This is a genomic window from Cellulomonas sp. ES6, assembly GCF_030053835.1.
GTDB lineage: Bacteria > Actinomycetota > Actinomycetes > Actinomycetales > Cellulomonadaceae > Cellulomonas.
Map to the genome: position 1 here is coordinate 805,482 of NZ_CP125655.1, position 24,159 is coordinate 829,640.

The 24,159-nt window shown below is 76.1% G+C and carries 19 protein-coding genes and 1 pseudogene; 14 read left to right on the forward strand and 6 right to left on the reverse strand.

The genetic code is table 11. From position 1 onward, the window contains the following. The first annotated feature begins 609 nt into the window (after positions 1–609). From P9841_RS03845 to P9841_RS03870, 6 genes are all read left to right on the forward strand, one after another. On the forward strand, positions 610–1,503 hold the full coding sequence (locus P9841_RS03845; RefSeq protein ID WP_283320778.1) for an ABC transporter ATP-binding protein: 894 nt from the start codon (positions 610–612) through the stop codon (positions 1,501–1,503). Between the two features lie 67 nt (positions 1,504–1,570). Continuing rightward, complete coding sequence (locus P9841_RS03850; protein ID WP_283320779.1) at positions 1,571–2,629, forward strand: aliphatic sulfonate ABC transporter substrate-binding protein; 1,059 nt, start codon at positions 1,571–1,573, stop codon at positions 2,627–2,629. A 61-nt stretch (positions 2,630–2,690) separates the two neighbouring features. Continuing rightward, positions 2,691–3,578 carry an ABC transporter permease gene (locus P9841_RS03855; RefSeq protein ID WP_283320780.1) on the forward strand — a complete coding sequence of 296 codons (888 nt, stop codon included), beginning with the start codon at positions 2,691–2,693 and terminating at the stop codon, positions 3,576–3,578. After that, positions 3,575–5,638, forward strand: coding sequence for an acetate--CoA ligase (gene acs, locus P9841_RS03860; protein WP_502848411.1), 2,064 nt, complete (start codon positions 3,575–3,577; stop codon positions 5,636–5,638). The genes P9841_RS03855 and acs overlap by 4 nt, the downstream gene beginning before the upstream one ends. After that, complete coding sequence (locus P9841_RS03865) at positions 5,635–7,050, forward strand: O-acetylhomoserine aminocarboxypropyltransferase/cysteine synthase family protein (RefSeq protein WP_283320781.1); 1,416 nt, start codon at positions 5,635–5,637, stop codon at positions 7,048–7,050. The genes acs and P9841_RS03865 overlap by 4 nt, the downstream gene beginning before the upstream one ends. Beyond that, positions 7,047–7,538 carry a CoA-binding protein gene (locus P9841_RS03870; protein WP_283320782.1) on the forward strand — a complete coding sequence of 164 codons (492 nt, stop codon included), beginning with the start codon at positions 7,047–7,049 and terminating at the stop codon, positions 7,536–7,538. The genes P9841_RS03865 and P9841_RS03870 overlap by 4 nt, the downstream gene beginning before the upstream one ends. An 86-nt stretch (positions 7,539–7,624) precedes the next feature. Here the strand turns inward: P9841_RS03870 and P9841_RS03875 are convergent, their stop codons facing one another. Further along, positions 7,625–8,290 (reverse strand): TetR/AcrR family transcriptional regulator, encoded by a 666-nt coding sequence (locus P9841_RS03875; protein ID WP_283320783.1) that lies wholly within the window; start codon positions 8,288–8,290, stop codon positions 7,625–7,627. Between the two features lie 136 nt (positions 8,291–8,426). Here P9841_RS03875 and P9841_RS03880 point away from each other — a divergent pair, with 136 nt between their 5' ends. From P9841_RS03880 to P9841_RS03895, 4 genes and pseudogenes are all read left to right on the forward strand, one after another. Beyond that, positions 8,427–9,923 (forward strand): MFS transporter, encoded by a 1,497-nt coding sequence (locus P9841_RS03880; RefSeq protein WP_283320784.1) that lies wholly within the window; start codon positions 8,427–8,429, stop codon positions 9,921–9,923. 160 nt (positions 9,924–10,083) lie between these two features. After that, positions 10,084–10,755 carry a TetR/AcrR family transcriptional regulator gene (locus tag P9841_RS03885; RefSeq protein WP_283320785.1) on the forward strand — a complete coding sequence of 224 codons (672 nt, stop codon included), beginning with the start codon at positions 10,084–10,086 and terminating at the stop codon, positions 10,753–10,755. Positions 10,756–10,967: 212 nt separating this feature from the next. Further along, a pseudogene (locus P9841_RS03890) lies at positions 10,968–11,822 on the forward strand (ABC transporter ATP-binding protein); the annotation flags it as partial. Beyond that, positions 11,819–13,468, forward strand: coding sequence for an ABC transporter permease (locus tag P9841_RS03895; RefSeq protein WP_283320787.1), 1,650 nt, complete (start codon positions 11,819–11,821; stop codon positions 13,466–13,468). The pseudogene P9841_RS03890 and the gene P9841_RS03895, both read left to right, overlap by 4 nt. A gap of 8 nt (positions 13,469–13,476) precedes the next feature. On the opposite strand, the gene P9841_RS03900 is transcribed toward P9841_RS03895, so the two are convergent. Both P9841_RS03900 and P9841_RS03905 read right to left on the reverse strand, forming a co-directional pair. Then, the gene (locus P9841_RS03900) at positions 13,477–13,848 is read right to left on the reverse strand and encodes an MGMT family protein (RefSeq protein ID WP_283320788.1); all 372 of its coding nucleotides are present in this window, start codon (positions 13,846–13,848) and stop codon (positions 13,477–13,479) included. A 5-nt stretch (positions 13,849–13,853) separates the two neighbouring features. Then, entirely contained in the window at positions 13,854–14,963 is a 1,110-nt protein-coding gene (locus tag P9841_RS03905) for a PP2C family protein-serine/threonine phosphatase (RefSeq protein WP_283320789.1), read from the reverse strand. A 96-nt stretch (positions 14,964–15,059) separates the two neighbouring features. Between P9841_RS03905 and P9841_RS03910 the strand changes: the two genes are divergently transcribed. Next, the gene (locus tag P9841_RS03910) at positions 15,060–16,331 is read left to right on the forward strand and encodes a GNAT family N-acetyltransferase (RefSeq protein ID WP_283320790.1); all 1,272 of its coding nucleotides are present in this window, start codon (positions 15,060–15,062) and stop codon (positions 16,329–16,331) included. 95 nt (positions 16,332–16,426) lie between these two features. Here P9841_RS03910 and P9841_RS03915 read toward each other — a convergent pair whose 3' ends face one another. Continuing rightward, entirely contained in the window at positions 16,427–16,879 is a 453-nt protein-coding gene (locus P9841_RS03915) for a ribose-5-phosphate isomerase (protein WP_222171950.1), read from the reverse strand. 149 nt (positions 16,880–17,028) lie between these two features. Between P9841_RS03915 and P9841_RS03920 the strand changes: the two genes are divergently transcribed. Together P9841_RS03920 and P9841_RS03925 are read left to right on the forward strand one after the other, a co-directional pair. Continuing rightward, positions 17,029–19,005: a M13 family metallopeptidase gene (locus P9841_RS03920; protein ID WP_283320791.1), complete on the forward strand. Its 1,977-nt coding sequence runs from the start codon at positions 17,029–17,031 to the stop codon at positions 19,003–19,005. A 68-nt stretch (positions 19,006–19,073) separates the two neighbouring features. Next, a complete protein-coding gene (locus tag P9841_RS03925) occupies positions 19,074–19,982 on the forward strand; it encodes an EamA family transporter (protein ID WP_283320792.1) in 909 nt (302 codons plus the stop codon). A 122-nt stretch (positions 19,983–20,104) separates the two neighbouring features. Here P9841_RS03925 and P9841_RS03930 read toward each other — a convergent pair whose 3' ends face one another. Together P9841_RS03930 and P9841_RS03935 are read right to left on the reverse strand one after the other, a co-directional pair. After that, complete coding sequence (locus P9841_RS03930; RefSeq protein WP_283320793.1) at positions 20,105–20,656, reverse strand: hypothetical protein; 552 nt, start codon at positions 20,654–20,656, stop codon at positions 20,105–20,107. A gap of 15 nt (positions 20,657–20,671) precedes the next feature. Then, positions 20,672–21,298: a mycothiol-dependent nitroreductase Rv2466c family protein gene (locus P9841_RS03935; RefSeq protein ID WP_283320794.1), complete on the reverse strand. Its 627-nt coding sequence runs from the start codon at positions 21,296–21,298 to the stop codon at positions 20,672–20,674. 226 nt (positions 21,299–21,524) lie between these two features. Here P9841_RS03935 and pepN point away from each other — a divergent pair, with 226 nt between their 5' ends. Next, on the forward strand, positions 21,525–24,155 hold the full coding sequence (gene pepN, locus P9841_RS03940; protein ID WP_283320795.1) for an aminopeptidase N: 2,631 nt from the start codon (positions 21,525–21,527) through the stop codon (positions 24,153–24,155). Positions 24,156–24,159 lie beyond the last annotated feature (4 nt).

Here is a 24,159-nt window from a genome sequence, read left to right on the forward strand (position 1 = left end):
GGCGCGCCGGGGTTGTGGTGCGCCCGCGCGGCCCGCTACTGTCGGCGTCGATCCCGAGGCGTGAACGCATACGTCTCACATCGCGAGACATCTCGCAGGCGAACGAGAGGAGGCGGCCCGTGGCCCGGTCGACGCACCCCAGCACGACCCAGCGCCCGGGCCTGCCGATGCCCGGCCGCTGTCGCCGCGCCGCCGCGAGCTGTCCGCGCTGTCCGCGGGCCTGTCGCGCCGCCTGACCGGACCCGGTGACCCCGGCTCCGCGCAGGAGCCGCCCACTGCGGTGCCCGACCGGCACCGCCCCGGACGCCCCGGGTCCCGCCGGACCCGGCCCGACAGGCCGCACCGCCGGACCCGCCGTCCACCCTGACCGGTGGCCCCGGCCACGGCACGCACGGGCCCGGCACCGCCGGCACCGCGCACGACGCGCCGGTCGGCCGCCGCAGTCGGCCCGCCGACCCGGCGCCAGCAGGCGCCTGCCCGCGGGCCCCGGCGCTGCCTGCCACGGGCGCCGCCGGGCACCGCAGCGCCCGCCCCGCGCCACCCGCCCTGCACCACCCGCCCTGCACCGCCGCCCGCCACCGCCGGTGGCCCGACGACCCGGGACCTCGCATGACCTCCCCCACCCGCTCCACCACGGCGCCCGACGCCGCCACCACCGCCGACGCCGCCGCGTCCTCGGCACCCGCCGCACCCGCCCCGGCCGGCACCGCCCGCCCGGTCGGGCTGCGCGGCGTCGGCCGCGCGTTCCCCACGCCGACCGGCACCCGCACCGTGCTCGCCGGCGTCGACCTCGACGTCGCCGCCGGCGAGGTCGTCGCCGTCATCGGCCCGTCCGGCTGCGGCAAGTCGACGCTGCTGCGCCAGGTCGCCGGCCTGGACCGGCCGGACGCGGGCGTGATCCTGCTGGACGGGTCGCCGGTCGCGCCGTTCGACCCGCGCACGGCCGTCGCGTTCCAGGAGCCGCGGCTGCTGCCGTGGCGCACGATCGCGCAGAACGTCGCGCTGGGGCTCCCCCGCGGCACGCCGCGGCGCGAGGCCCGCGACCAGGTGGCGCGGCTGCTGGACCTCGTCGGGCTGTCCGGCTCCGCGGGCCTGCGTCCCCGGCAGGTCTCGGGCGGCATGGCCCAGCGCGCCTCGCTCGCCCGGGCCCTCGCCCGGCGGCCGGCGGTGCTGCTGCTCGACGAGCCGTTCGGGGCCCTGGACGCCCTCACCCGGCTGCGGATGCAGGACCTGCTGCTCGACGTGCACGCCGAGCGCCCGACCACCGTCCTGCTGGTGACCCACGACGTCGAGGAGGCGCTGTTCCTCGCGGACCGCGTCGTCCTGCTCGGCACCCCGGACGCGGGGGGCACGTCGGTGCGCCGGGTGCTGCGCGTGCCGGGAGCCCGCCCGCGGGACCGCGCCGACGCGCGGCTGGCCGAGCTGCGCGCCGAGCTGCTCGACGGTCTCGGCGTCCCGACCCACCACCACGTGCACGACCCGGACCTGCACCACGCCATCTGACCCGCACACCCCGCACGCCCCGCCCGCCCCCGCGGGCAGCACCCCACCCACCGAGGAGACGACCGACATGACCGCCCGACCCCGCACCGCCGTGCGCCGCCCCGCCGCCGCCGTGGCCTCCGTGCTCGCCGCGACCCTGCTGCTCGGCGGCTGCGTCGCCGGCGAGGGCGAGGCGCAGGCCGGCTCCGCGCCCGAGGGCGACGACTCCGGCTGGAGCGCCGACACCCTCACGCTGGACTTCGCCACGTACAACCCGCTGAGCCTCGTCATCAAAGACCAGGGCTGGCTGGAGGACACCCTCGGCGACGACGTCGCGGTGGAGTGGGTGCAGTCGGCCGGCTCCAACAAGGCCAACGAGGCGCTGCGCGCCGGCGCGATCGACGTCGGCTCGACGGCCGGCTCCGCCGCGCTGCTGGCCCGGGCGAACGGCTCCCCCATCCGGACCATCGACATCTACTCGCAGCCCGAGTGGTCGGCGCTGGTCGTGCCGGCGGGCTCGGACATCACCGACGTCGCGGACCTCGCGGGCCGGTCGGTGGCCGCCACGAAGGGCACCGACCCGTACTTCTTCCTGCTCCAGTCGCTGGACGCCGCGGGCGTCGACCCGGCGGACGTCGAGGTCCAGAACCTCCAGCACGCCGACGGCAAGGCCGCGCTCGAGAACGGCTCCGTGGACGCGTGGGCGGGCCTGGACCCGCTGATGGCCGCCAGCGAGGCGGAGGCCGGGTCGACGCTGCTGTACCGGAACGTCGACTTCAACACCTACGGGTTCCTCAACGCCACGCAGGACTTCCTCGACGCCAGCCCGGACCTGGCGCAGCTGGTGGTGGACGCCTACGAGAAGGCGCGGGCGTGGGCCCAGGAGAACCCCGACGAGGTGGCGGCGATCCTCGCCGACGTCGCCGGCATCGACCCGGCCGTGGCGCAGACGGTCATCACCGAGCGCACGACCCTCGACATCGACCCGGTGCCGGGCGAGGCGCAGCGCGCGGTGCTCGACGTGGTCGGGCCGATCTTCGTGGAGTCCGGCGACGTGGCGTCGCAGGACCTCATCGACACCGCGCTCGACGGGCTGTTCGACCCGCAGCTCGCCGAGGCCGCCGACCCGTCCACGATCGCGGACTGACCCCCCGCCGGCGGCCGCGTCACCCGCGGCCGCCGGCCCCACCCCTCCCGAGGAGACCGCCATGTCCTCCGTGCTCGGCACCGCCACCGTCGCGGGCACGTCCGCCCCGGTGACCGACGACCGCGGCCGCGTCCGCCCGGGCTGGAACCCGTTCAGCCCGGGGGCGGCCTCCGGGCCCCGCGCCGCGGGGCCGCTCGCCCGGCGTCCGGTGCGCGTGGCCCTCGGGCTCGTCGTGCCCGCGCTGCTGCTGCTCGCGTGGCAGTGGGCGACGGCGACCGGGCGCGTCGCGCCGTACCAGCTCCCCAGCCCCGCGTCGGTGTGGACCGCCGCGGTGGACCTCGCCGAGCGCGGCCTGCTGGGCCCGTACGTGGCGATCTCGACGCAGCGCGTGCTGCTCGGCTTCCTGGCGGGCGCCGCGCTGGGGCTGGCGCTGGGGTCGCTGGTCGGGCTGTCCCGGCTCGCGGGTGCGCTGCTGGAGCCCGCGCTCGCCGCGCTGCGGGCGGTGCCGTCCCTCGCGTGGGTGCCGCTGCTGATCCTGTGGCTGAAGCTCGGCGAGGACTCGAAGATCACGCTCGTCGCGATCGGCGCGTTCTTCCCGGTGTACACGACGGTGGTCGCCGCGCTGCGGCACGTCGACCCGCACCTGGTCGAGGCCGGGCGCGCGTACGGGCTGCGCGGGCCGCGGCTGCTCGGGGGCGTGCAGCTCCCCGCGGCGCTGCCCGCGGTCGTGGCGGGCCTCCGGCTCGGCATGGCACAGGCGTGGCTGTTCCTGGTCGCCGCGGAGCTCATCGCGTCGTCGATGGGTCTCGGGTTCCTGCTCACGGACTCCGGCCAGAATGGCCGCGTCGACCGGATCCTGCTGGCGATCGTGCTGCTGGCGCTGCTGGGCAAGACGACCGACGCGCTGATCGGCCTGGCCGAGAAGCGCCTGCTGAGGAGGTGGTCGTGACCTTCACGGCCCTGCAGTCCGAGACCCGCACCTACCCGGCGCCCGACCGCCCCGTCGGGGTGGCCGGCGGCTGGAACGTCGACCCCGCGGCGGACGCCGCCCTGCGCGAGCGCGCCGCTGCCGACCCGGTGGGGTTCTGGGAGGACGCCGCCCGCCGCCTGGAGTGGGCGGAGCCCTGGCACACCGCGCACACCTGGTCCCCCGCCGTGCCCGGCCCGGACGGCGAGCTGACCGTGCCGGAGGCGCGCTGGTTCGTCGGCGGCCGGCTCAACGCGGCGGTGAACTGCGTCGACCGGCACGTCGCGGCCGGCCGCGGCGACAAGGTCGCCATCCACGCGGAGGGCGAGCGCGGCGACCGCCGCTCGTACACGTACGCGGACCTCCAGCGCGAGGTGGCGAGGGCGGCGAACGCCCTCACCGACCTGGGCGTCGGGCCGGGCGACCGGGTCGTCGTCTACCTGCCGGTGATCGCGGAGACGGTCATCGTCACGCTGGCGATCGCCCGGATCGGCGCGGTGCACTCGCTGGTGTTCGGCGGGTTCTCGGCGGAGGCGGTGCGGTTCCGGGTGCAGGACACCGGGGCGAAGCTGCTGGTCACCAGCGACGGGCAGTTCCGCCGCGGGCAGGCCGTCGAGGTGAAGTCCGCCGCCGACGCCGCGGTCGAGGGCCTGGACCACGTCGAGCACGTGCTGGTGGTGCGGCGCACCGGGCAGGACGTCGCCTGGACCACGGGGCGCGACGTCTGGTGGCACGACGTCGTGGACACCGCCTCCGACCGGCACGAGGCGCAGGCGTTCGACGCCGAGCACCCGCTGTTCATCATCTACACCTCGGGCACCACCGGGAAGCCGAAGGGCCTGGTGCACACCACGGGTGGCTACCTCACGCACGCGTCGTGGTCGCACTGGGCGGTGTTCGACGCCAAGCCGGACGACGTCCACTGGTGCACCGCGGACCTCGCGTGGGTGACCGCGCACACCTACGAGATCTACGGCCCGCTGACCAACGGCCTCACGCAGGTGATCTACGAGGGCACGCCCGACACGCCCCACCGCGAGCGCCACCTGGAGGTGATCGAGCGGTACGGCGTCACGGTGTACTACACGGCGCCGACCCTCATCCGGACGTTCATGACGTGGTTCCCCGACGGCCTGCCGGACCGCCACGACCTGTCGAGCATCCGGCTGCTGGGCACGGTCGGCGAGGCGATCAACCCCGAGGCGTGGGTGTGGTTCCGCCGCGAGCTGGGCGGCGACCGGGCGCCCGTGGTCGACACCTGGTGGCAGTCCGAGACGGGCGCGGCCGTGATCGCCCCGCTGCCCGGTGTGACGACGCTGAAGCCCGGCTCGGCCACGCGACCGCTGCCGGGGCTGTCCGCCCGCGTGGTCGACGAGCACGGCGCCGACGTCCCGCGCGGGTCCGGCGGGTACCTGGTGATCGACCGCCCGTGGCCCGGCATGGCCCGGACCGTGTGGGGCGACCCGCAGCGGTACCTCGACTCCTACTGGCGGCCGTTCGCCGCTCAGGGGTACTTCCTGGCGGGCGACGGCGCGTCCTGGGACGCCGACGGCGACGTGTGGCTGCTGGGCCGGGTGGACGACGTCGTGAACGTCGCCGGGCACCGGCTGTCGACCATCGAGATCGAGTCGGCCCTCGTCGCGCACCCCGCGGTCGGCGAGGCCGGTGTCGCCGGCGTGGCGGACGCGGTGGGCGGGCAGGCCGTCGCGGCGTTCGTCGTGCCGGCCGTGCCACCCGGCCCCGTCGAGGACGTCGCCGCGTGGCGCGCCGCCGCCGACGCGCTGCGCGACGAGCTGCGGGCGCAGGTCGCCCGCGAGATCGGGCCGGTCGCCAAGCCGCGGCACGTCGTCCTCGTCCCGGAGGTCCCCAAGACCCGCTCGGGCAAGATCCTGCGCCGCCTGCTCGCCGACCTGCACGACGGCCGGCCGCTCGGCGACAGCACCTCGCTGCAGAACCCCTGGGCCGTGGAGCAGGTGGCCGCCCTGCTGCCCCGCGCCGCCCGCCCCCACCCCACGACGGCCGAGGAGGCCCTGCCCGCATGACCACCGAGGAGCACCGCTTCGGCTTCCGCACCCGCGCGCTGCACGCCGGGGCGATCCCCGACGCCGCGACCGGCGCGCGCGCCGTGCCGATCTACCAGACGACGTCCTTCGTGTTCGCCGACACCACCGACGCGGCCAACCTGTTCGCGCTCCAGAAGTACGGGAACATCTACTCCCGCATCGGCAACCCCACCGTGGCGGCGTTCGAGGAGCGCATCGCGTCGCTCGAGGGCGGCATCGGTGCCGTGGCGACGGCGTCCGGGATGGCCGCGGAGTTCGTGACGTTCGCCGCGCTCGTCGGGGCCGGCGACCACGTGGTCGCCTCCGCGCAGCTCTACGGCGGGACGGTCACGCAGCTCGACGTCACGCTGCGCCGGTTCGGGGTGGACACCACGTTCGTGCCCGGCACCGACCCGGCCGACTTCGCCGCGGCGATCCGCCCGGAGACGAAGGTGCTGTACACCGAGGTGGTCGCGAACCCGTCGGGCGACGTGGCGGACCTGGCTGGGCTGGCCGAGGTCGCGCACGCCGCCGGGATCCCGCTGGTCGTGGACGCGACGCTGTCGACCCCGTACCTCGTGCGACCCATCGAGCACGGCGCGGACATCGTCATCCACTCGGCGACGAAGTTCCTGGGCGGGCACGGCACCACGCTGGGCGGCGTGGTCGTCGAGTCCGGCCGGTTCGACTGGGGCAACGGGAAGTTCCCGCAGATGACCGAGCCCGTGCCGTCGTACAACGGCGTGTCCTGGTGGGGGAACTTCGGCGAGTACGGGTTCCTCACCAAGCTGCGCTCCGAGCAGCTCCGGGACATCGGCCCGACGCTGTCGGCGCAGTCCGCGTTCCAGCTCCTCCAGGGCGTCGAGACCCTGCCGCAGCGGCTCGACGCGCACCTGGCGAACGCCCGCGCGGTCGCGGAGTGGCTCGACGCGGACCCCCGCGTGGGCGCGGTGCACTGGGCGGGGCTGCCGTCCCACCCGCACCACGAGCGGGCCGTGCACTACCTGCCGCTGGGCCCCGGGTCGGTGTTCGCGTTCCGGCTGGCGGCCACGCCCGAGCGATCCGGCCGTGAGGTCGGGCGCCGGTTCATCGAGGCGCTCCAGCTCGCGAGCCACCTCGCGAACGTCGGCGACGCCTGCACGCTCGTCATCCACCCCGCGTCCACCACGCACCAGCAGCTGTCCGCCGCGCAGCTCGAGGCCGCGGGCGTCCCGGAGGACCTGGTGCGCATCAGCGTGGGGCTTGAGGACCCGGAGGACATCCTCTGGGACCTCGACCAGGCGCTGAGGGTCGCGACCGCCCCCGACGACGCCACCGACGACGGCCGCGGCTCCCCCGGCCGTCAGGCCGTCCTCCCCGTCCCCGCCGTCGGGACCGCCGACGCCTGCGCCCTCCCGGAGGCCACCCGATGAGCACCGCGACCCGCACCTGGCAGGGCCCGTCCGCCCCGGAGCGGCTCGCGCTGCTGCGCCGCACCCGCTCCATCGCGATCGTGGGAGCGTCGAACAACCCGTCCCGGGCGTCGTACTTCGTCACGACGTACCTGCGCTCCAGCTCCCCGTACGACCTGTACCTGGTGAACCCGCGGGAGACGGAGATCCTCGGCCTGCCCGTCTACCCGTCGCTCGACGCGCTGCCGGTGGTGCCGGACCTCGTCGACGTGTTCCGCCGCCACGACGACCTGCCGACGGTGCTCGACGAGACCCTCGCGGTGGGCGCCCGGGCGCTGTGGCTCCAGCTCGGGTCCTGGCACGAGGACGTCGCGCGCCGCGGCGAGGAGGCCGGGCTGACCGTCGTCATGGACCGGTGCGTGAAGATCGAGCACGCCCGGTTCCACGGCGGGCTGCACCTCGCGGGGTTCGACACGGGGGTCATCAGCTCCCGGCGCGCGCCGGGCTGACGCGCGGCGCCGCCGGGCCGGGTCCGCCCCGGCGGGTCGCCCGGCGGCGTCCCGGCTGGGGCCGGCGGACCGCGGCCGACGCCGCCTCAGGCGTCGGCCGCGACGGCCTCGCGCTCAGCGGCCGACGTCAGCCGGCCGGTCGCGAGCGGCAGGATCACGGCGTCGACGAGGCGCGCGGCGAACGCCGCGTCCATCGGCCGGTGCGCGACGACCTTGCGGTAGTGCACCATCGCGAGCGCGACGGCCGTGATCATCTCGACGTCCGCGTCGGGCGACGTCTCGCCGCGCAGCTCGGCGCGCTCCAGGACGTCCCGCATGAGCCGCGCCTGGCTCGCGACGAACTGCTCGTGGAAGACGGCGGCCACCTCGGGCTCCTCGCGGATGGCCGACATGACGCCGTGCATGAGGTCGTCGTTCTTCAGCCGGGAGGCGCGGGTGGCCACGGCCAGCAGGTCGTCGCGCAGCGAGCCGGTGTCCGGGACCTCGTCGATGGTGAGCTGCTTGGCGCAGAGCATGCTGTCGACCGTGAGCTGCACCTTGGACGACCAGCGGCGGTAGACGGTGGCCTTGCCGGCGCCGGCCCGCTCGGCCACGGCGTCCATGGTCATGCCGGCGTACCCGCGCTCGCGCAGCAGCTCGCGCGCGGCGCTGAGGATCGCCTCGTCCTTCGCCTCGTCGCGGGGGCGCCCGGGGCGGGAGGCCGGCGCGGGCGCGGGCAGCGCGACGTCCGCGTCGTCGCCACGCGCTGTCATGCCCGCTCCTCTCCGTCGCGGTCATTGTGCCCGCCGCGCCCCCCGGAGACAAATCGAGACTGATGGGTTTCGGAACTAGGCGGTCTTGGATTACCGTCGTCCCATCCCCACACCGACGTCCTGAGGAAGCACACCTGTGTCCACACCCGACGCCGCCCTGCCGGCACCCGACCCGCGGCGCTGGCTCGTCCTCGCGACCGCCGCGCTCGCCCAGCTCATGGTCGTGCTCGACGCGACCATCGTGAACATCGCCCTGCCCTCGGCGCAGGCCGAGCTCGGCTTCTCCGACAACGACCGCCAGTGGGTCGTCACCGCCTACGCCCTAGCGTTCGGCAGCCTGCTGCTGCTCGGCGGGCGGCTGTCCGACATGTTCGGGCGGCGCCGCATGTTCCTCATCGGGCTCGTCGGGTTCGCGGTCGCGTCCGCGCTCGGCGGGGCCGCGGGGTCGTTCGAGCTGCTCGTCGCCGCCCGCGCGCTCCAGGGCGTGTTCGGCGCGGTGCTCGCGCCCTCCGCCCTGTCCGTGCTGACCACCACGTTCACCGTCCCCCGGGAGCGGGCGCGCGCGTTCGGCGTGTTCGGCGCGATCGCCGGCATGGGCGGCGCCATCGGCCTGCTGCTCGGCGGGTACCTGACCGAGAACCTCGACTGGCGCTGGAACCTGTACGTCAACGTCGTCATCGCCGCCGTCGCCCTGGCCGCCGGCATCGCGCTGCTCCCCCGGGCCGGGGGCACGGCCGGCCACCGCCTCGACCTGCCCGGCGTGCTGCTCGGCTCCGCGGGGCTGTTCGCGCTGGTCCTCGGCTTCTCGCAGGCCGAGCCGCAGGGCTGGGACTCCCCGGCCACGTGGGGCCCCCTGGCCGCGAGCGTCGTCCTGCTCGTCGGGTTCGTGCTGCGGCAGCGGACCGCGTCGCACGCCGTGCTGCCGCTGGACGTGGTGCTGGACCGGGACCGCGGCGCGTCGTTCCTCGCGATCCTCGTGGCGGGCTCCGGGATGTTCGGGGTATTCCTGTTCCTCACGTACTACCTGCAGTCGACGCTCGGCTACTCCCCGATGCGCACCGGTGTCGCGTTCCTGCCGATGGTCGTGTCGATCATCGTCACCGCGCAGATCCAGTCGAACCTGCTCATCCCCCGCTTCGGCCCGAAGGTGCTGGTCCCGATCGGCATGCTGCTCGCCGCCGGGGCGATGCTGACGCTCACCACGCTGGAGACCGACAGCACCTACGCGCACGTCCTGCCGGGCCTCGTGCTCATGGGAGTCGGGATGGCCTCGATCATGCCCGCGTCGTTCCAGCTCGCGACGCTGGGGGTCGAGCCGCGCCTGGCCGGGGCCGCCTCGGCGCTGGTCTCGACCAGCCAGCAGGTGGGCGGCGCCATCGGCACGGCGCTGCTCAACACGCTGGCCGCCACCGCGGCGACCACCTACGTCGCGGCGCACGCCCCGGCCACGCCGGAGGTGCTCGCCGAGGCGGCGCTGCACAGCTTCGACACCGCGTACACGTGGTCCGCGGGGATCTTCGCGGGCGGCGCCGTCCTCACCGCCGTGCTGTTCCGCCGGCTGGCCGACCGCCGCGCCCGGGCGGCCGCGGTACCCGCCGTCGTGGCGGCCGAGGCGGCGGTGGTCGCGCACTGATCACGGGCCGGCGGCGGCCGGGCGCCGGTCACCGCCGGCCCGGGCCGCCACCGGACGCGGCACGAGGGCGGACCCCCGAGGGGTCCGCCCTCGTCGGCGTCCGGATGGGGTGCGCGCGGGTCCGTTGCGCCCGGCTGAACGGCTGGCTAGCATCCTGAACATGCGTTCAGTCGCCGGCCCGGACGACCTCACCGCGCGCGCCCGCATCCGGGACGCCGCCGTGGCGCGGTTCGGGCGCGACGGGTTCCGGGCCGGCGTCCGCACGGTCGCGGAGGACGCCGGCGTCAGCCCCGCGCTCGTGCTGCACCACTTCGGCAGCAAGCAGCGGCTGCGGGAGGCGTGCGACGAGCACGTCCTCGCGTCGATCGCGTCGCACAAGGCCGAGGCGCTCGGCCCGGGAGGCGCGGGGGCGGTGCTCGCGGCGCTCGCCCGGGTCGAGTCGTTCGCACCGCTCGCGGCCTACGCGGTCCGGAGCCTCCAGGACGGCGGCGGCATGGCGCAGCGCTTCGTCGAGACGTTCGTGGCCGACGCCCGGCAGTACCTCGCGGACGGGGTCGCGGCCGGCACCATCCGCCCCAGCCGCGACGAGGAGGCGCGGGCGCGCTGGCTCGCGCTCAGCGGCATCGGGGCCCTCCTCGTGCACCTCAGCCTGCACCCGGCCGGCCCCGAGGGGCTGGGCCCGGCGCTGCGCGCGTACGCCGACGCGGCGACCCTGCCCGCGCTCGAGGTCTACACCGAGGGGCTGCTGGCCGACCGCGCCCTGCTCGACGCCTACGTCGGGCACGCCGGCGCACCGCCGGCCGGCGGCCACGCGCCGCCGCCCGCCGCCTGACCCGTCCGTGCGCCCCGGCGTCCGCGTCGTCCCCGGGGCGCCCACCCCGCGCCCGTCCGGCCCCGCCCACCCGTCCGAGCCCGCCCACCCGTCCGACCCCGCCCACCGTCCCGCCCGCCGGCCCCGGCGCGGCCCCGCGACGAAAGCCCGTGATCCCCGTGCCCGCTGTGATCGACGTCGTCCGGCTCACCAAGTCCTTCGGCCCCGTGCGCGCCCTCGACGAGCTCGACCTGCGGGTCGAGGCGGGCGAGGTGCACGGGTTCCTCGGCCCGAACGGGGCCGGCAAGTCCACCACGATCCGGGTGCTGCTGGGCCTGCTGCGCCCGGACGCCGGGACGGTGCGCGTGCTCGGCGGCGACGCGTGGGCGGACGCGGTCGCGCTGCACCACCGGCTCGCGTACGTGCCCGGCGACGTGACGCTCTGGCCGAAGCTCACGGGCGGGGAGGCGATCGACCTGCTCACGCGGCTGCGGGGCGGCGCGGACCCGGCACGCCGGGCCGAGCTGCTGGACGCGTTCGACCTCGACCCCACGAAGAAGGCCCGCACCTACTCCAAGGGCAACCGCCAGAAGGTCGCGCTGGTCGCCGCGCTCGCCTCCGACGTGGAGCTGCTGGTGCTGGACGAGCCGACCGCCGGCCTCGACCCGCTCATGGAGCTGGTCTTCCAGCAGTGCATCACGCGGGCCCGGGACGAGGGCCGCAGCGTGCTGCTGTCGTCGCACATCCTGGCCGAGGTCGAGCGGCTCTGCGACCGCGTGACGATCATCCGCGACGGGCGCGCGGTGCAGACCGGGACGCTCTCCGGGCTGCGCCACCTGCACCGCACGACGGTCACCGCGACCGTCACCGGCGACCCCGGCGCCGTCGCGTCGCTGCCCGGGACGCACGACGTGCGGGTGGACGGCCGGACGGTGCACCTGTCCGTCGACGCCGAGGCGCTCTCCCCCGTGACCGCCGCGCTGGCCTCGCTCGGGCTGACCGCGCTGACCACCGCACCGCCCTCGCTGGAGCAGCTGTTCGTCGAGCAGTACGGCCGCAGCAGCGCCGGTGCCGGGGCGTCGTCGTGACCGCCGCGACCGCCACGACCGCGGCGACCCGGCCCCGCCGCACGGGACCCGCCCCCGGCGGCCCGCTCGCCGGGACCGGTCACCTCACCCGGTTCGCCCTCCGGCGGGACCGCGTCCGGATCGGGGTGTGGACGCTGTCCCTCGGCGGGCTCGTGGCGTACTTCGGCGCCGTCGTGCCGACCGTCTACCCGGACGCCGCCGCCCGCCAGACCCGCGCCGCGATCATGCGCGAGCCGTCCGGTGCCCTCCTGACCGGCCCCGGGTACGGGCTCGACGACTACACGTTCGGCGTGATGATCGCCAACGAGATGCTCGGCATGCTCGCCGTGGCCGCCGCCCTCATGTCGATCCTCCTGGTGGTGCGTCACACCCGCGCGGAGGAGGAGGACGGGCGCACGGACCTGGTGCGCGCCGGGGTGGTCGGCCGGGCCGCGCCGCTCGCCGCCGCGCTCGCCGTCATGCTCGTCGCGGACGCCGCGGTGGCGGCGGGGCTGCTGGGCGCGCTGACGGCGAACGGCCTCGACGCGCGCGACAGCGCCGCCGTCGCCCTCGGCGTCGCGGCGGTCGGCGTCACGTTCGGCACGGTCGCCGCCGTGACCGCGCAGCTCACCACCGGCGCCCGCGCCGCCAGCGGGTCGGCGGGCGCCGTCCTCGCCCTCGCGTTCCTGCTCCGCGGCATCGGCGACGCGCGGCGGACCGGCGGCAGCGCGCTCTCGTGGGCGTCCCCGGTCGGCTGGGCCCAGCAGACGCGGGCCTTCGTCGACCTGCGGTGGTGGCCGCTGCTGCTGCACGTCGTCACCTCGGCGGTGCTCCTGGCCGTCGCGGCCGCGCTCGCCGCCCGCCGGGACGTCGGCGCCGGGCTCGTCCCCGAGCGCCGCGGGGCCGCCCGCGCCTCCCGGTGGCTGGCCGGTCCGGTGGGCCTCGCCGCACGCCTCGAGCGCGCGGGACTGGCCTGGTGGGCGGTCTCCCTGCTCGCCTTCGCCGCGCTGACCGGGTCGATGACGCAGGGCGTGGTCGACAGCTTCGCGGACCAGCCGCAGCTCGCGCAGGCGTTCGGGTCCGCCCCGGGTGACGACCTCGTGCTGCGCACCGTCTCGACGTTCCTGGGGATCCTGGCGATGGCGGTCGCGGTGTACGCGGTCACGGTCGTCGGGCGGCTGCGCCGCGAGGAGACCGACGGCCGGGCGTCCGCCGTGCTCGCGGCGTCCGTCGACCGGCGTGCGTGGCTGGGCGCCCAGCTCGGCGTCGCGGTCACGGGGGCGACCGTGCTGCTGCTGGCGAGCGGCCTGGGTCTCGGCCTCGGGGCGGCGGGAGCGGTCGACGGCGCGGTGACCGCGTGCACCCTCGCCTCGCTCGCCCACCTGCCGGTCGTCGCGGCGTTCGCCGCGCTCGCCGCCCTGCTGCACGGCACCGGGGCGCCGGCGTGGCCGGGGTGGGCGCTGCTGGTCGCCTCGGTGGTCGTCGGGGTGTACGGGCCGGTGCTCGGGCTGCCGGACGCGGTGCTGGACGTCGCGCCGTTCGGGCTGGTCCCGGCCGTGCCCGCCGCCGCGCTGGACCTCGCGCCGCTGGTCGCCCTGACGGCGGTCGCGGTCGCGCTGACGGCCGGTGCCCTGGCCGCCGTGCGGCGGCGGGACCTGCGGGGCTGACCGCCCGCTCAGCCGGCGGGCGGGTCGCCGGCGGGCGGGTCTCCGGCGGGCGGGTCGTCGGGGAACCACACGGCGCGCCGCAGCGCGACGCGCGTCCCGTCCGCGGTCAGCGGCGTGCCCTCCTCCCGCAGCCGCTCGAGGGCCGCCACGGCGTGGTGCGCCGGCGGCGACCCGGCCGCGTTCACCACCCGCCACCACGGCACGCCGCTGCCGCCGCGCGCCATGACCTGGCCCACCTGCCGCGGGCCGCCGCGCGCGGGGAGCCCGGACGCCACGAGGCGGTCCTGCACCACCTCGGCCACCAGCCCGTACGTCATCGCGCGCCCCGGCGGGATCGCCCCCACGACGTCCAGCACGGCCTCCAGGTAGTCCTCGTCCACGGCCGTCAGTCCCGGCGCACCAGGACGAGCGCCCGGTCGTCGCCCTCGCTCGCGCCGATCCGCGCGATCACGTCGTCCGCGCCGCCGCGCCGCGTCGCCAGCACGTCCTCCGCGGCACCCCGGAGCCGGTCGATGCCGAGGTCCAGGTCGCCGCCCGGCGTCTCCACCAGCCCGTCGGTGTACAGCAGCAGGGCGTCCCCGGGGTCGATGCGCCCGCCGACCCGCGGGAACCGCGCGCCCTCGACGACACCCAGCACCGGGCCGCCCGGCACGGTGAGCAGCTCCACCACCCCGGACCCGGAGTGCAGGTGCACCGGCGGGAGGTGCCCCGCGGACGCCACCTCGTAGTCACCCGTCGCCAGGTCGACCGACAGGTGCACGGCGCTCGCGAACCCCTCCTCCCACGCCTGGCCCAGCAGGTACGCGTTCGCGGCCGGCAGGAAGTCCGCGCTCTCGAGCTGCCCCACCAGCCCGGCGAGCGCCCCCGAGAGCTGCAGCGACCGCACGCCCGCGCCCTGGCCCTTGCCCGAGACGTCCACCAGCACGAGCTCGAGCACGCGGCCGTGCTCCCGGGTGGCCGTCACGACGAAGTCGCCGGAGAACGCCTCCCGGTGGGCGGACCGCAGCGCCGTCTGCACGGACCAGCCGTCCGGGAGCGCCGGCACCACGCCGTGCGCCGCGAGGCGGTCGCGCAGGTCGACGATCATGAGGCCGCCCGGTGCGCCCTGCAGCCCCAACCGCTCCCGGTGCGTCGCGAACGCGAGCACGGCCGCGACCGCGATGCCCTGCAGCACGAACGTCCCCGGCGTGAACACCCCCAGGCCGGCCAGCGGGATGGCCAGCACCTGCGCGACGATCGCGGCGCACAGCACCACCATGCCCCGCAGCCGCAGCAGGAACGCCCCGAGCAGCTCGATGAGGACGAACGTCGACGGCGGGAACCACGGCCGGGCCAGCACGATGCCGGCCGAGGCCAGCAGGGTCAGCCCGACGAGCAGGAGCGTCAGCGCCCCCTGCGACCCGAGGCCCCAGCGGAGCAGCACCCGGCGCACGCGGTCCGGCACGCCCGGGGCCCGGCGCGACCGCTGCGGGGCCGGGGCGTCGCTCGGGCTCATCCCGCGAGGGTATCCAGCCGGCCGCGACCGCCGGCAGAGCCGCGCCGGGCCGGAAAACGGCGTGCCCGCGCCGCACGCCCCGGCCAGGATGGGCCCATGACCAGCGCACCCGAGGGCTACCGCCTGACCGAGATCACCGCCGACCGCCTCCCCGAGTTCCGGGCGCTCGACGCCCTGGCGTTCGCCGAGCCGGCGCAGGACGCCGAGACCCTCGCGGCGGTGCCGTTCACCGTGCCGCTGGAGCGCGCCGTCGCCGTCGAGGACGCCGCCGACGAGATCGTCGCGGTGCACGGCTCGTACGTGTTCAGCCTGCCCGTCCCGGGCGGCGAGCTGCCGTGCGCCGGCCTCACCTGGGTCGGTGTGCGCCCCGACCACCGTCGCCGCGGGCTGCTCACCGCGATGATCGCCGCGCACCACGAGCGCTCCGCCGGCCGCGGCGAGGTGGTGTCCGCGCTGTTCGCCGCCGAGCCGGGGATCTACGGCCGGTTCGGCTACGGGTCGGCGTGCGACGACGTGCGGCTGACGCTCCCGCGCGGCGCGGCGCTGCGCGACGTCCCGGGGTCCGACGCCCTGACCGTGCGCTTCACCACCCTGGACGCCGACCGGCACGAGGGCCTCGTCGCCGAGGTGCACGCCGCCGCCGGGCGGGGGCGCCCCGGGTGGCTGCAGCGCGGCTCGGACGCCCTGCGGCGCACCGCCGTCGTCGACCCGCCGGCGTGGCGCCGCGGCGGCGAGCAGGCGCGCCTCGCCACCGTGCACGACGCGACGGGGGCGCCGCGCGCGTACGCGATCCTCCGCCGCACGGCGACGTGGGGCGACGGCGGCGCGGAGTACACCGTGCAGGTGCGCGCCGCCGCGGCCGTCGACGCCCCGGCCGCGCACCGCCTGTGGTCGTTCCTGCTGGACCTCGACCTGACGACAACCGTCAGCACGGGGATGCTCGCCGTGGACGACCCGCTGCTCGCGCTGCTCGTCGACTCCCGGCGGGCGGTGCCGAAGCTGAGCGACAACCTGTGGCTGCGGCTGCTCGACGTGCCCGCGGCCCTCGCGGGACGCCGGTACGCGGCCCCGGTCGACCTGGTGCTGGGCGTGCGCGACGCGCGGCTGCCCGGGAACGACGGGTCCTGGCGGCTCGTCACGGGCGACCCGGTCGCGGACGGCACGCACCCGGCCCGCGTGGAGCGCACCGACGCGGCCCCGGACCTCACGCTCGACGTGCGGGAGCTCGGCGCGGCCTACCTCGGCGGCCGGAGCCTGACCGCCCTGGCGACGGCCGGCCTGGTCGACGCCGCGAGCGCCGGGGCGCTGCACCGCGCGACGACCGCGTTCGGGTGGCCCGTCGCCCCGGTCTGCCCCTGGGTGTTCTGAGCGAGCCGGGGTGTTCTGAGCGACCCGGGGTGTTCTGAGCGACCCGGGTGTGCTGGGCGCGGGTGCCCCGGCCGTGCCGGGGCACCCGCGGCGCGTCAGGCGCGCGCGGCCTCGTAGGCGGCGAGCTGGTCGATGCGGCGCTGGTGCCGCGGGTCCTGGCTGAAGGGCTCCGCGACGAACGCGTCCACGAGCTCCAGCGCCTCGTCGACGGAGTGCTGGCGGGCGCCGATCGCGACGACGTTCGCGTCGTTGTGCTGGCGGCCCAGGCGCGCGGTGTCCAGGTTCCAGGCGAGCGCGGCGCGGACGCCGGTGACCTTGTTCGCGGCGATCTGCTCGCCGTTGCCCGACCCCCCGATGACGACCCCGAGGCTGCCGGGGTCTGCCACGACGGCCTCGCCGGCGGCGAAGCACACGGCCGGGTAGTCGTCCTGCGGGTCGTACTCGGCGGCACCGTGGTCGACGACGTCGTGACCCCCGGCGCGCAGGTGCTCGACGAGCGCGACCTTGAGCTCGAATCCGGCGTGGTCGGCGGCGACATGGATACGCATGGGGCCATCCTGCCGCACCCGGGGGGCCGCGCGGGCCCCCGCCCGGCGTCGTCACCCTGTGGTCGGCCGGGCGGCGGCCCGGTGCCGGGACCTAGGCTGGGCCCGGCGCGCGCCCGCGCCACCGCCGACCGAAGGGACGCCCCCCGACCATGACCCGCAGCGGCATCGACACCTCGGCCTTCGACCCCGCGGTGCGCCCGCAGGACGACCTCTACGCGTACGTCAACGGCCGCTGGGTGGCGGAGCACGTGATCCCCGCCGACCGCGCCATGGACGGGTCGTTCCGCGCGCTGCACGACCAGGCGGAGGAGCAGGTCCGGGACATCATCGTGGAGGCCGGCGGGGTGCCGGACGCCACGGGTGTGCAGGCGCAGATCGGCGCGCTCTACGCGAGCTTCATGGACACCGACGCCGTCGAGGCCGCCGGGACCGCGCCGCTGCGCCCCGACCTGGACGCGATCGCCGCGGCCACCACCCGGGAGGAGCTCACCGGCGTGCTGGGGTCGCTGCAGCGCACCGGCGCCGCCGGGGCCACCGTCTTCTGGGTGGACAACGACGCGAAGGACCCGGAGCGGTACGTCGTCTACCTGCACCAGTCCGGGCTGGGGCTCCCCGACGAGTCGTACTACCGCGACGAGCAGTACGCCGCGGTGCTGGCCGCGTACCGCCCGCACGTCGCGCGGATGCTGCGGCTCGGGGGCTGGGCCGCGGACGAGGCGGCCGCGGACGAGGCCGCGGGGCGCGTCGTCGCGCTCGAGACGCAGCTCGCCGCCGGCCACTGGGACGTCGTCAAGGACCGTGACGCCGACCTGACGTACAACCCGACGACGCTCGCGGAGCTCGCGACCGCCGCGCCCGGCTTCGACTGGGACGCGTGGGTGCGGGCGCTCGGCGCACCGCAGGGCGCCCTGGACGCGCTGGTCGTCCGCGAGCCGTCGTTCGCGGCCGCCTTCGCGGAGCTGTGGGCGTCCGAGCCGGTCGAGTCGTGGCAGGCGTGGCTCGCGTACCACGCGACCACCGCGCGGGCGCCGTACCTGTCGTCGGAGCTGGTCGAGGCGAACTTCGACTTCCACGGCCGCACCCTCACCGGCGCGCAGGAGCTGCGGGACCGCTGGAAGCGCGGCGTGTCCCTGGTGCAGGGCGTGCTCGGCGAGGCCGTCGGCGAGGTGTACGTCGCCCGGCACTTCCCGCCCTCCCACAAGGAGCGGATGGAGCAGCTGGTCGCGAACCTCGTCGAGGCGTACCGCGAGTCGATCACCGGGCTCGACTGGATGGGCGAGGAGACGAAGGCCAAGGCGCTCGCGAAGCTCGACGCCTTCACGCCGAAGATCGGCTACCCCGTGAAGTGGCGCGACTACTCGGGACTCGACCTGCGCGCGGACGACCTCGTCGGCAACGTGCGCCGGGCGTCCGCGTTCGAGCAGGACTTCGAGCTGCGCAAGATCGGCCGGCCGATCGACCGCGACGAGTGGTTCATGACGCCGCAGACCGTGAACGCGTACTACAACCCCGGCATGAACGAGATCGTGTTCCCCGCCGCGATCCTGCAGCCGCCGTTCTTCGACGCCGACGCGGACGACGCGGTCAACTACGGCGGCATCGGCGCGGTGATCGGCCACGAGATCGGCCACGGGTTCGACGACCAGGGCTCGAAGTACGACGGCCAGGGCCGCCTCGAGGACTGGTGGACCGAGACGGACCGGGCGGAGTTCGAGAAGCGCACGGCCGCGCTGGTCGCGCAGTACGACGGCTTCTCGCCCTCCCAGCTCCACGGGTCGCACCACGTCAACGGCGCCCTGACGATCGGCGAGAACATCGGCGACCTCGGCGGGCTGTCCATCGCGCTGCGGGCGTACCGGATCGCGCTCGGCCGGCCGCTGGACGAGGCGCCGGTGGTCGACGGGCTGACCGGGGTGCAGCGGGTGTTCCTCGGCTGGGCGCAGGTGTGGCGCGCCAAGGGCCGCGACGAGGAGATCATCCGCCGCCTCGCGACCGACCCGCACTCCCCCGACGAGGTCCGCTGCAACGCCGTGGTGCGCAACGTCGACGAGTTCGCCGAGGCGTTCGACCTGCAGCCCGGCGACGGCCTCTACCTCGCGCCGGAGCAGCGCGTCCGGATCTGGTGACGGGCGTCGTCCCCGGGGCCGGCACGCCGCCGGCCCCGGTCCCCGGCGCGCCCGCGCACGGCCCGGCCGTGACCACCGGCACCGCCGACGTGCCCGACGCCGGCCCGCTGCTCCGGTCGCCCGGGCGTCGCCGCGTGCTCCAGGCGATGGGTCTCATCGCGCTGGGCTCGCTGGGCATCCAGACGTCGTCCGCGCTGTCGGCGGGCCTGTTCGGGGCGCTCGGCCCGGCGTCGGTCAGCTCGCTGCGCCTGGCGCTGGCCGCGGCCGTGCTGCTGGTCGTGCTCCGGCCGCGGCTGCGCGGGCGGTCGCGCACCCAGTGGGCGGGCATCGTCGTGTACGGCGTCGCGATGGCGGCGATGAACCTCAGCCTGTACGCGGCGATCGACCGGATCCCGCTCGGGGTCGCGGTCACGCTCGAGTTCCTCGGTCCGTGCGCGGTGGCGCTGCTCGCGTCCCGGCACCTCCGGGAGGGGCTGTGCGCCGTCGCGGCGCTGGTCGGCGTCGGTCTCATCTCCGGGCCCGGCGGGGCGTTCGACCTGGCGGGCTACGCGTTCGCCCTGGCCGCCGCCGTGTTCTTCGCGCTGTACACCGTGTTCGCGGACCGGGTGGGCAAGGCCGACGACGGGCTGTCCGGCCTGGCGCTGTCCGTCACGGTCGCCGCGCTGGTCGCCCTGCCGTGGGGCGCCGGCCGGGTCGCCGAGGTCACGGCCGGCCAGTGGGGCGTCCTCGCGGCGTCCGCGGTGATCGGCGTCGTCGTGCCCTACAGCGTCGACACGGTCGCGGCGCGCCTCACGTCGGCCCGGGTGGTCGGCACGCTGTTCAGCATCGACCCCGCGATGGGCGCGCTCGTGGCCCTGGTCGTGCTCGGCCAGAGCACCGGCCCGGCGGCGGTCGCCGGCATCGCGGTGGTGTCCCTCGCGGGCGCCCTCCTGGTCGCGGTCTCCGGCCGCGACCGCCACCCCGCCCCGACCCCCTGACCCCGTCCCCGCTCCCCCGGCGAGTTCGGCAGTCCGAGGCGAGGTCGGCACCTGGAGCTGCCGACCTCGTCACCGGAGTGCCGAACTCGCCGGACGGGGCGGGCGGGGTGGCGCGGGGTGGGTCAGGGGAGGGTGGTCAGGGCCGCCGTCGCGACGCGGAAGCCGGTGCCCGTCTCGTCGACGACGCACGACATGCCGTTGGACGCGCTGGTGCACGTGTACGGGCCGACGGTCTGGGCGCGGCCGTAGTCGAGGACGGGGGTGTCCGCCGAGGCGACCGCGGGGCCGGGGCCGTCGACGCACGGGGTCGTGACGCCGTCCGCGGTGTTGAGGACGATCACGTGGCCGGTGGTGCCGGTGCAGCCCTCGGACGCCGGGACGGTGTAGCGGATGTTCGCGATGGTGCAGGTCACGCCGTCGGGCGACATCGTGCACGCGATGTTGCCGGTCGGGGACGCGAAGGACAGCGCCGTGTCGCTCGTGGCCCGGTCGGTCGCGCCGGTCGTCGCGCCCACGGTGGCGGGCGCCGAGCCGGTGGTCGGCGACGCCGCGGGGCTGTCGTCCCCGCGTCCGCCGAGCACGAGCACCGCCGTGACGACCAGCGCGAGCACGAGGACCACGTCGACCGCGACGAACGCCTTCATCCCGCGGCTCATCCCCGCGAACGCTCCCATGGTTCCCCTCCCGGGTCAGTCGAAGACCGGACCCTTGGTCCGGGTGCGCTTGAGCTCGTAGAAGCCGGGCACGCCGGTGACCAGCACGAACCCGTCCCAGAGCCGGCCGGCGTCCTCGCCGCGCGGCGCGGGCGTCATGACCGGCCCGAAGAACGCGGTGCCGTTGACGGCGACCACGGGCGTCCCGACCTCGTCGCCGACCAGGGCGATCGCCTCCGCGTGCGAGGCGCGCAGCTGCTCGTCGAACTCGTCGGTGTCGCCGTACGCGACGAGGGACTGCGGGAGGCCGACCTCGTCGAGCGACTCCCGGATGACCGCCCAGGTGTCCGTCCTGCCACCGGGGTGGCGCCGCGTGCCCAGCGCGTCGTACAGCGGCTTGAGGTGCTCGGCGCCGTACAGCTCCTGGGCCGCGATCAGCACGCGGACCGCAGCCCAGGCGTCGTCCATGGCCGCCCGGTACTCCTCGGGGAGGTCGCGCCCCTCGTTCAGCACCGCGAGGCTCATGACGTGCCAGCGCACGTCCACGTCGCGCACCCGCTGCACCTCGTCCATCCACCGCGAGGTCATCCAGGCCCAGGGGCAGGCCGGGTCGAACCAGAAGTCGGCGGTGTCGCGGGTGGCGGGCGGCTGCGTGTCGGTCACGGAGGGGCTCCTCGTGGGCGGGGCTGCGGGCTGGTGCGCTGGTGCCGGGGCGCGCGGTGCCCCCGCGGGGACGGACCGGCGCGCCCCGCCATCATGCCCCGACACCCCGGGGCGCTGTCACGCCCGGGACCGGTCGCGGCGGGCGGGGAGCCCGGCGCACGGACCCGTCCGTTGGTGGAATGATGCGGCGACGGCCGCTCACCCAACCCCACGAGGAGACCCGCGCGTGCCCGCAGAGAACCTGACCCGTGACGAGGCCCGCACCCGGGCCGACCTGGTGGACGTCCGGTCCTACGACGTGACGCTCGACCTGACCACGGGACCGGCGACCTTCGCGTCGACGACCACGGTCCGGTTCACCAGCCGCGAGGCGGGGGCGAGCACGTTCCTCGACCTCATCGCGCCGGCGGTGCACCGCGTCGTCCTCAACGGCACCGAGCTGGACCCGGCCGACGTCGTCGCCGACTCGCGGATCCGCCTGGACGGCCTGGCGGAGGAGAACGTGGTCGTGGTCGAGGCCGACTGCGCCTACATGAACACCGGCGAGGGCCTGCACCGGTTCGTGGACCCGGTGGACGACGAGGTGTACCTGTACTCGCAGTTCGAGGTCGCCGACTCCCGCCGGGTGTTCGCGGTGTTCGAGCAGCCCGACCTCAAGGCGACGTTCGCGTTCACGGTCACCGCGCCGGCGCACTGGGTCGTCGTGTCGAACTCCCCCGAGGCCGGCGCCCCGGTCCCCGTCGAGGGCGGCAGCAACCGCAACGGCGGCCGCGACGAGGGCACCGCCACCTGGACGTTCGAGCCGACGCCGCGCCTCTCGTCCTACGTCACCGCCGTCGTCGCCGGGCCGTACCACCACGAGCACGGCGAGCTGACCAGCAGCGACGGCCGGACGATCCCGCTCGGCGTCTACTGCCGCGGCTCGCTGGCGCAGCACCTGGACACCGCCAACATCCTGGACGTCACGCGGGCGGGCTTCGCGTTCTACGAGGAGCAGTTCGCGGTCCCCTACCCGTTCGCGAAGTACGACCAGCTCTTCGTCCCGGAGTTCAACGCCGGCGCGATGGAGAACGCCGGCGCGGTGACGTTCCTCGAGTCGTACGTGTTCCGGTCCAAGGTGCCGGAGGCCACGGTCGAGCGCCGAGCGGTGACGATCCTGCACGAGCTCGCGCACATGTGGTTCGGCGACCTGGTCACCATGCGCTGGTGGGACGACCTGTGGCTGAACGAGTCGTTCGCCGAGTACGCCTCGACGCTCGCGACCGCCGAGGCCACGCCGTGGACGACCGCCTGGACGACGTTCTCGTCGCTGGAGAAGGGCTGGGCGTACCGCCAGGACCAGCTCCCGTCGACGCACCCGATCGCCGCGGACATCCGCGACCTCGAGGACGTCGAGGTGAACTTCGACGGCATCACGTACGCGAAGGGCGCGAGCGTCCTCAAGCAGCTCGTCGCGTGGGTCGGCCAGGAGCAGTTCTTCGCCGGTGTCCGGCAGTACTTCCAGAAGCACGCGTGGGGCAACACCGAGCTGCGCGACCTGCTGACCGAGCTCGAGTCGACCTCCGGCCGCGACCTGTCGGCGTGGTCGGCGCTGTGGCTGGAGCAGTCCGGCGTGACGCTGCTGCGCCCGCAGATCGCCTCGGAGACCGGTGCGGACGGCGTGGAGCGCATCACCGCGCTGGCCGTGCGCCAGGAGGTCCCCGCCACGCACCCCGTGCAGCGCCCGCACCGCCTGGTGGTCGGCGGCTACGACGTGGTGCCCGGCCCGGACGGCGGCTCGCGCCTGGAGCGCACCGTGCGCGTGGAGCTCGACGTGGACGGCGAGCTCACGCCCGTCCCGCAGCTCGTGGGCGAGCGCCGCCCCGACCTGCTGCTGCTCAACGACGAGGACCTGGCGTACGCCAAGGTCCGCCTGGACGAGCGCTCGCTCGCCACGGCGATCGCGCACCTCGGCGACTTCGGCGGGTCCCTGCCGCGGACGCTCGTGTGGGCGGCCGTCTGGGACGCGACGCGCGACGGCGAGACCCCGGCCCGCGACTACGTGGACCTGCTGCTCGGCAACATCGCGCACGAGACGGACTCGTCCGTCGTCCTGGTGCTGCTGCGCCAGCTCCACACCGCACTCGACCTCTACGTCGCGGCCGAGCACCGGTCGGCCACCGAGGTCGCCGCCGCGGACCGCCTGTGGACCCTCGCCACCGACGCCCCCGGCGGCAGCGACACCCAGCTCCAGCTCGTGAAGGCGTTCGCGGCGCGGGCGTCCACGCCCGAGCAGCTCGACGCGGTCGAGGCGCTGCTGGACGGCGGCACCCGGCTGGACGGCCTGTCGATCGACACCGACCTGCGCTGGGAGCTGCTGACGTCCCTGGTCGCGGGCGGTCGTGCCGGGGCCGAGCAGATCGACGCCCAGCTCGAGGCCGACCCCACCGCGACCGGGCAGCGCGCCGCGGCCGCCGCCCGCGCCGCCGTGCCGACCGCCGAGGCGAAGGCCGCCGCCTGGCAGGCCGTCGTCGAGTCGGACGCGCTGCCCAACGCGCTGCAGGCGGCGACGATCGGCGGCTTCGGCCGGGTGCACGACCGCACGCTGCTGCGGCCGTACGTGGCGCCGTACTTCGAGGTGCTCGAGAAGGTCTGGGCCGAGAAGACCAACGAGATGGCGCAGAACATCGTCACGGGGCTGTACCCGACGGAGCTCGCGGACGACGCCGAGGCCGACGTGGCGGGCGCGACCGACGCGTGGCTGGCGGCACACCCGGACGCCGCGCCCGCGCTGCGCCGGCTGGTGGTCGAGGCGCGCGACGGCGTCCGCCGCACGCTCGCCGCGCAGGCCGCGGACCGCCACTACCACGAGGCCTGACGGG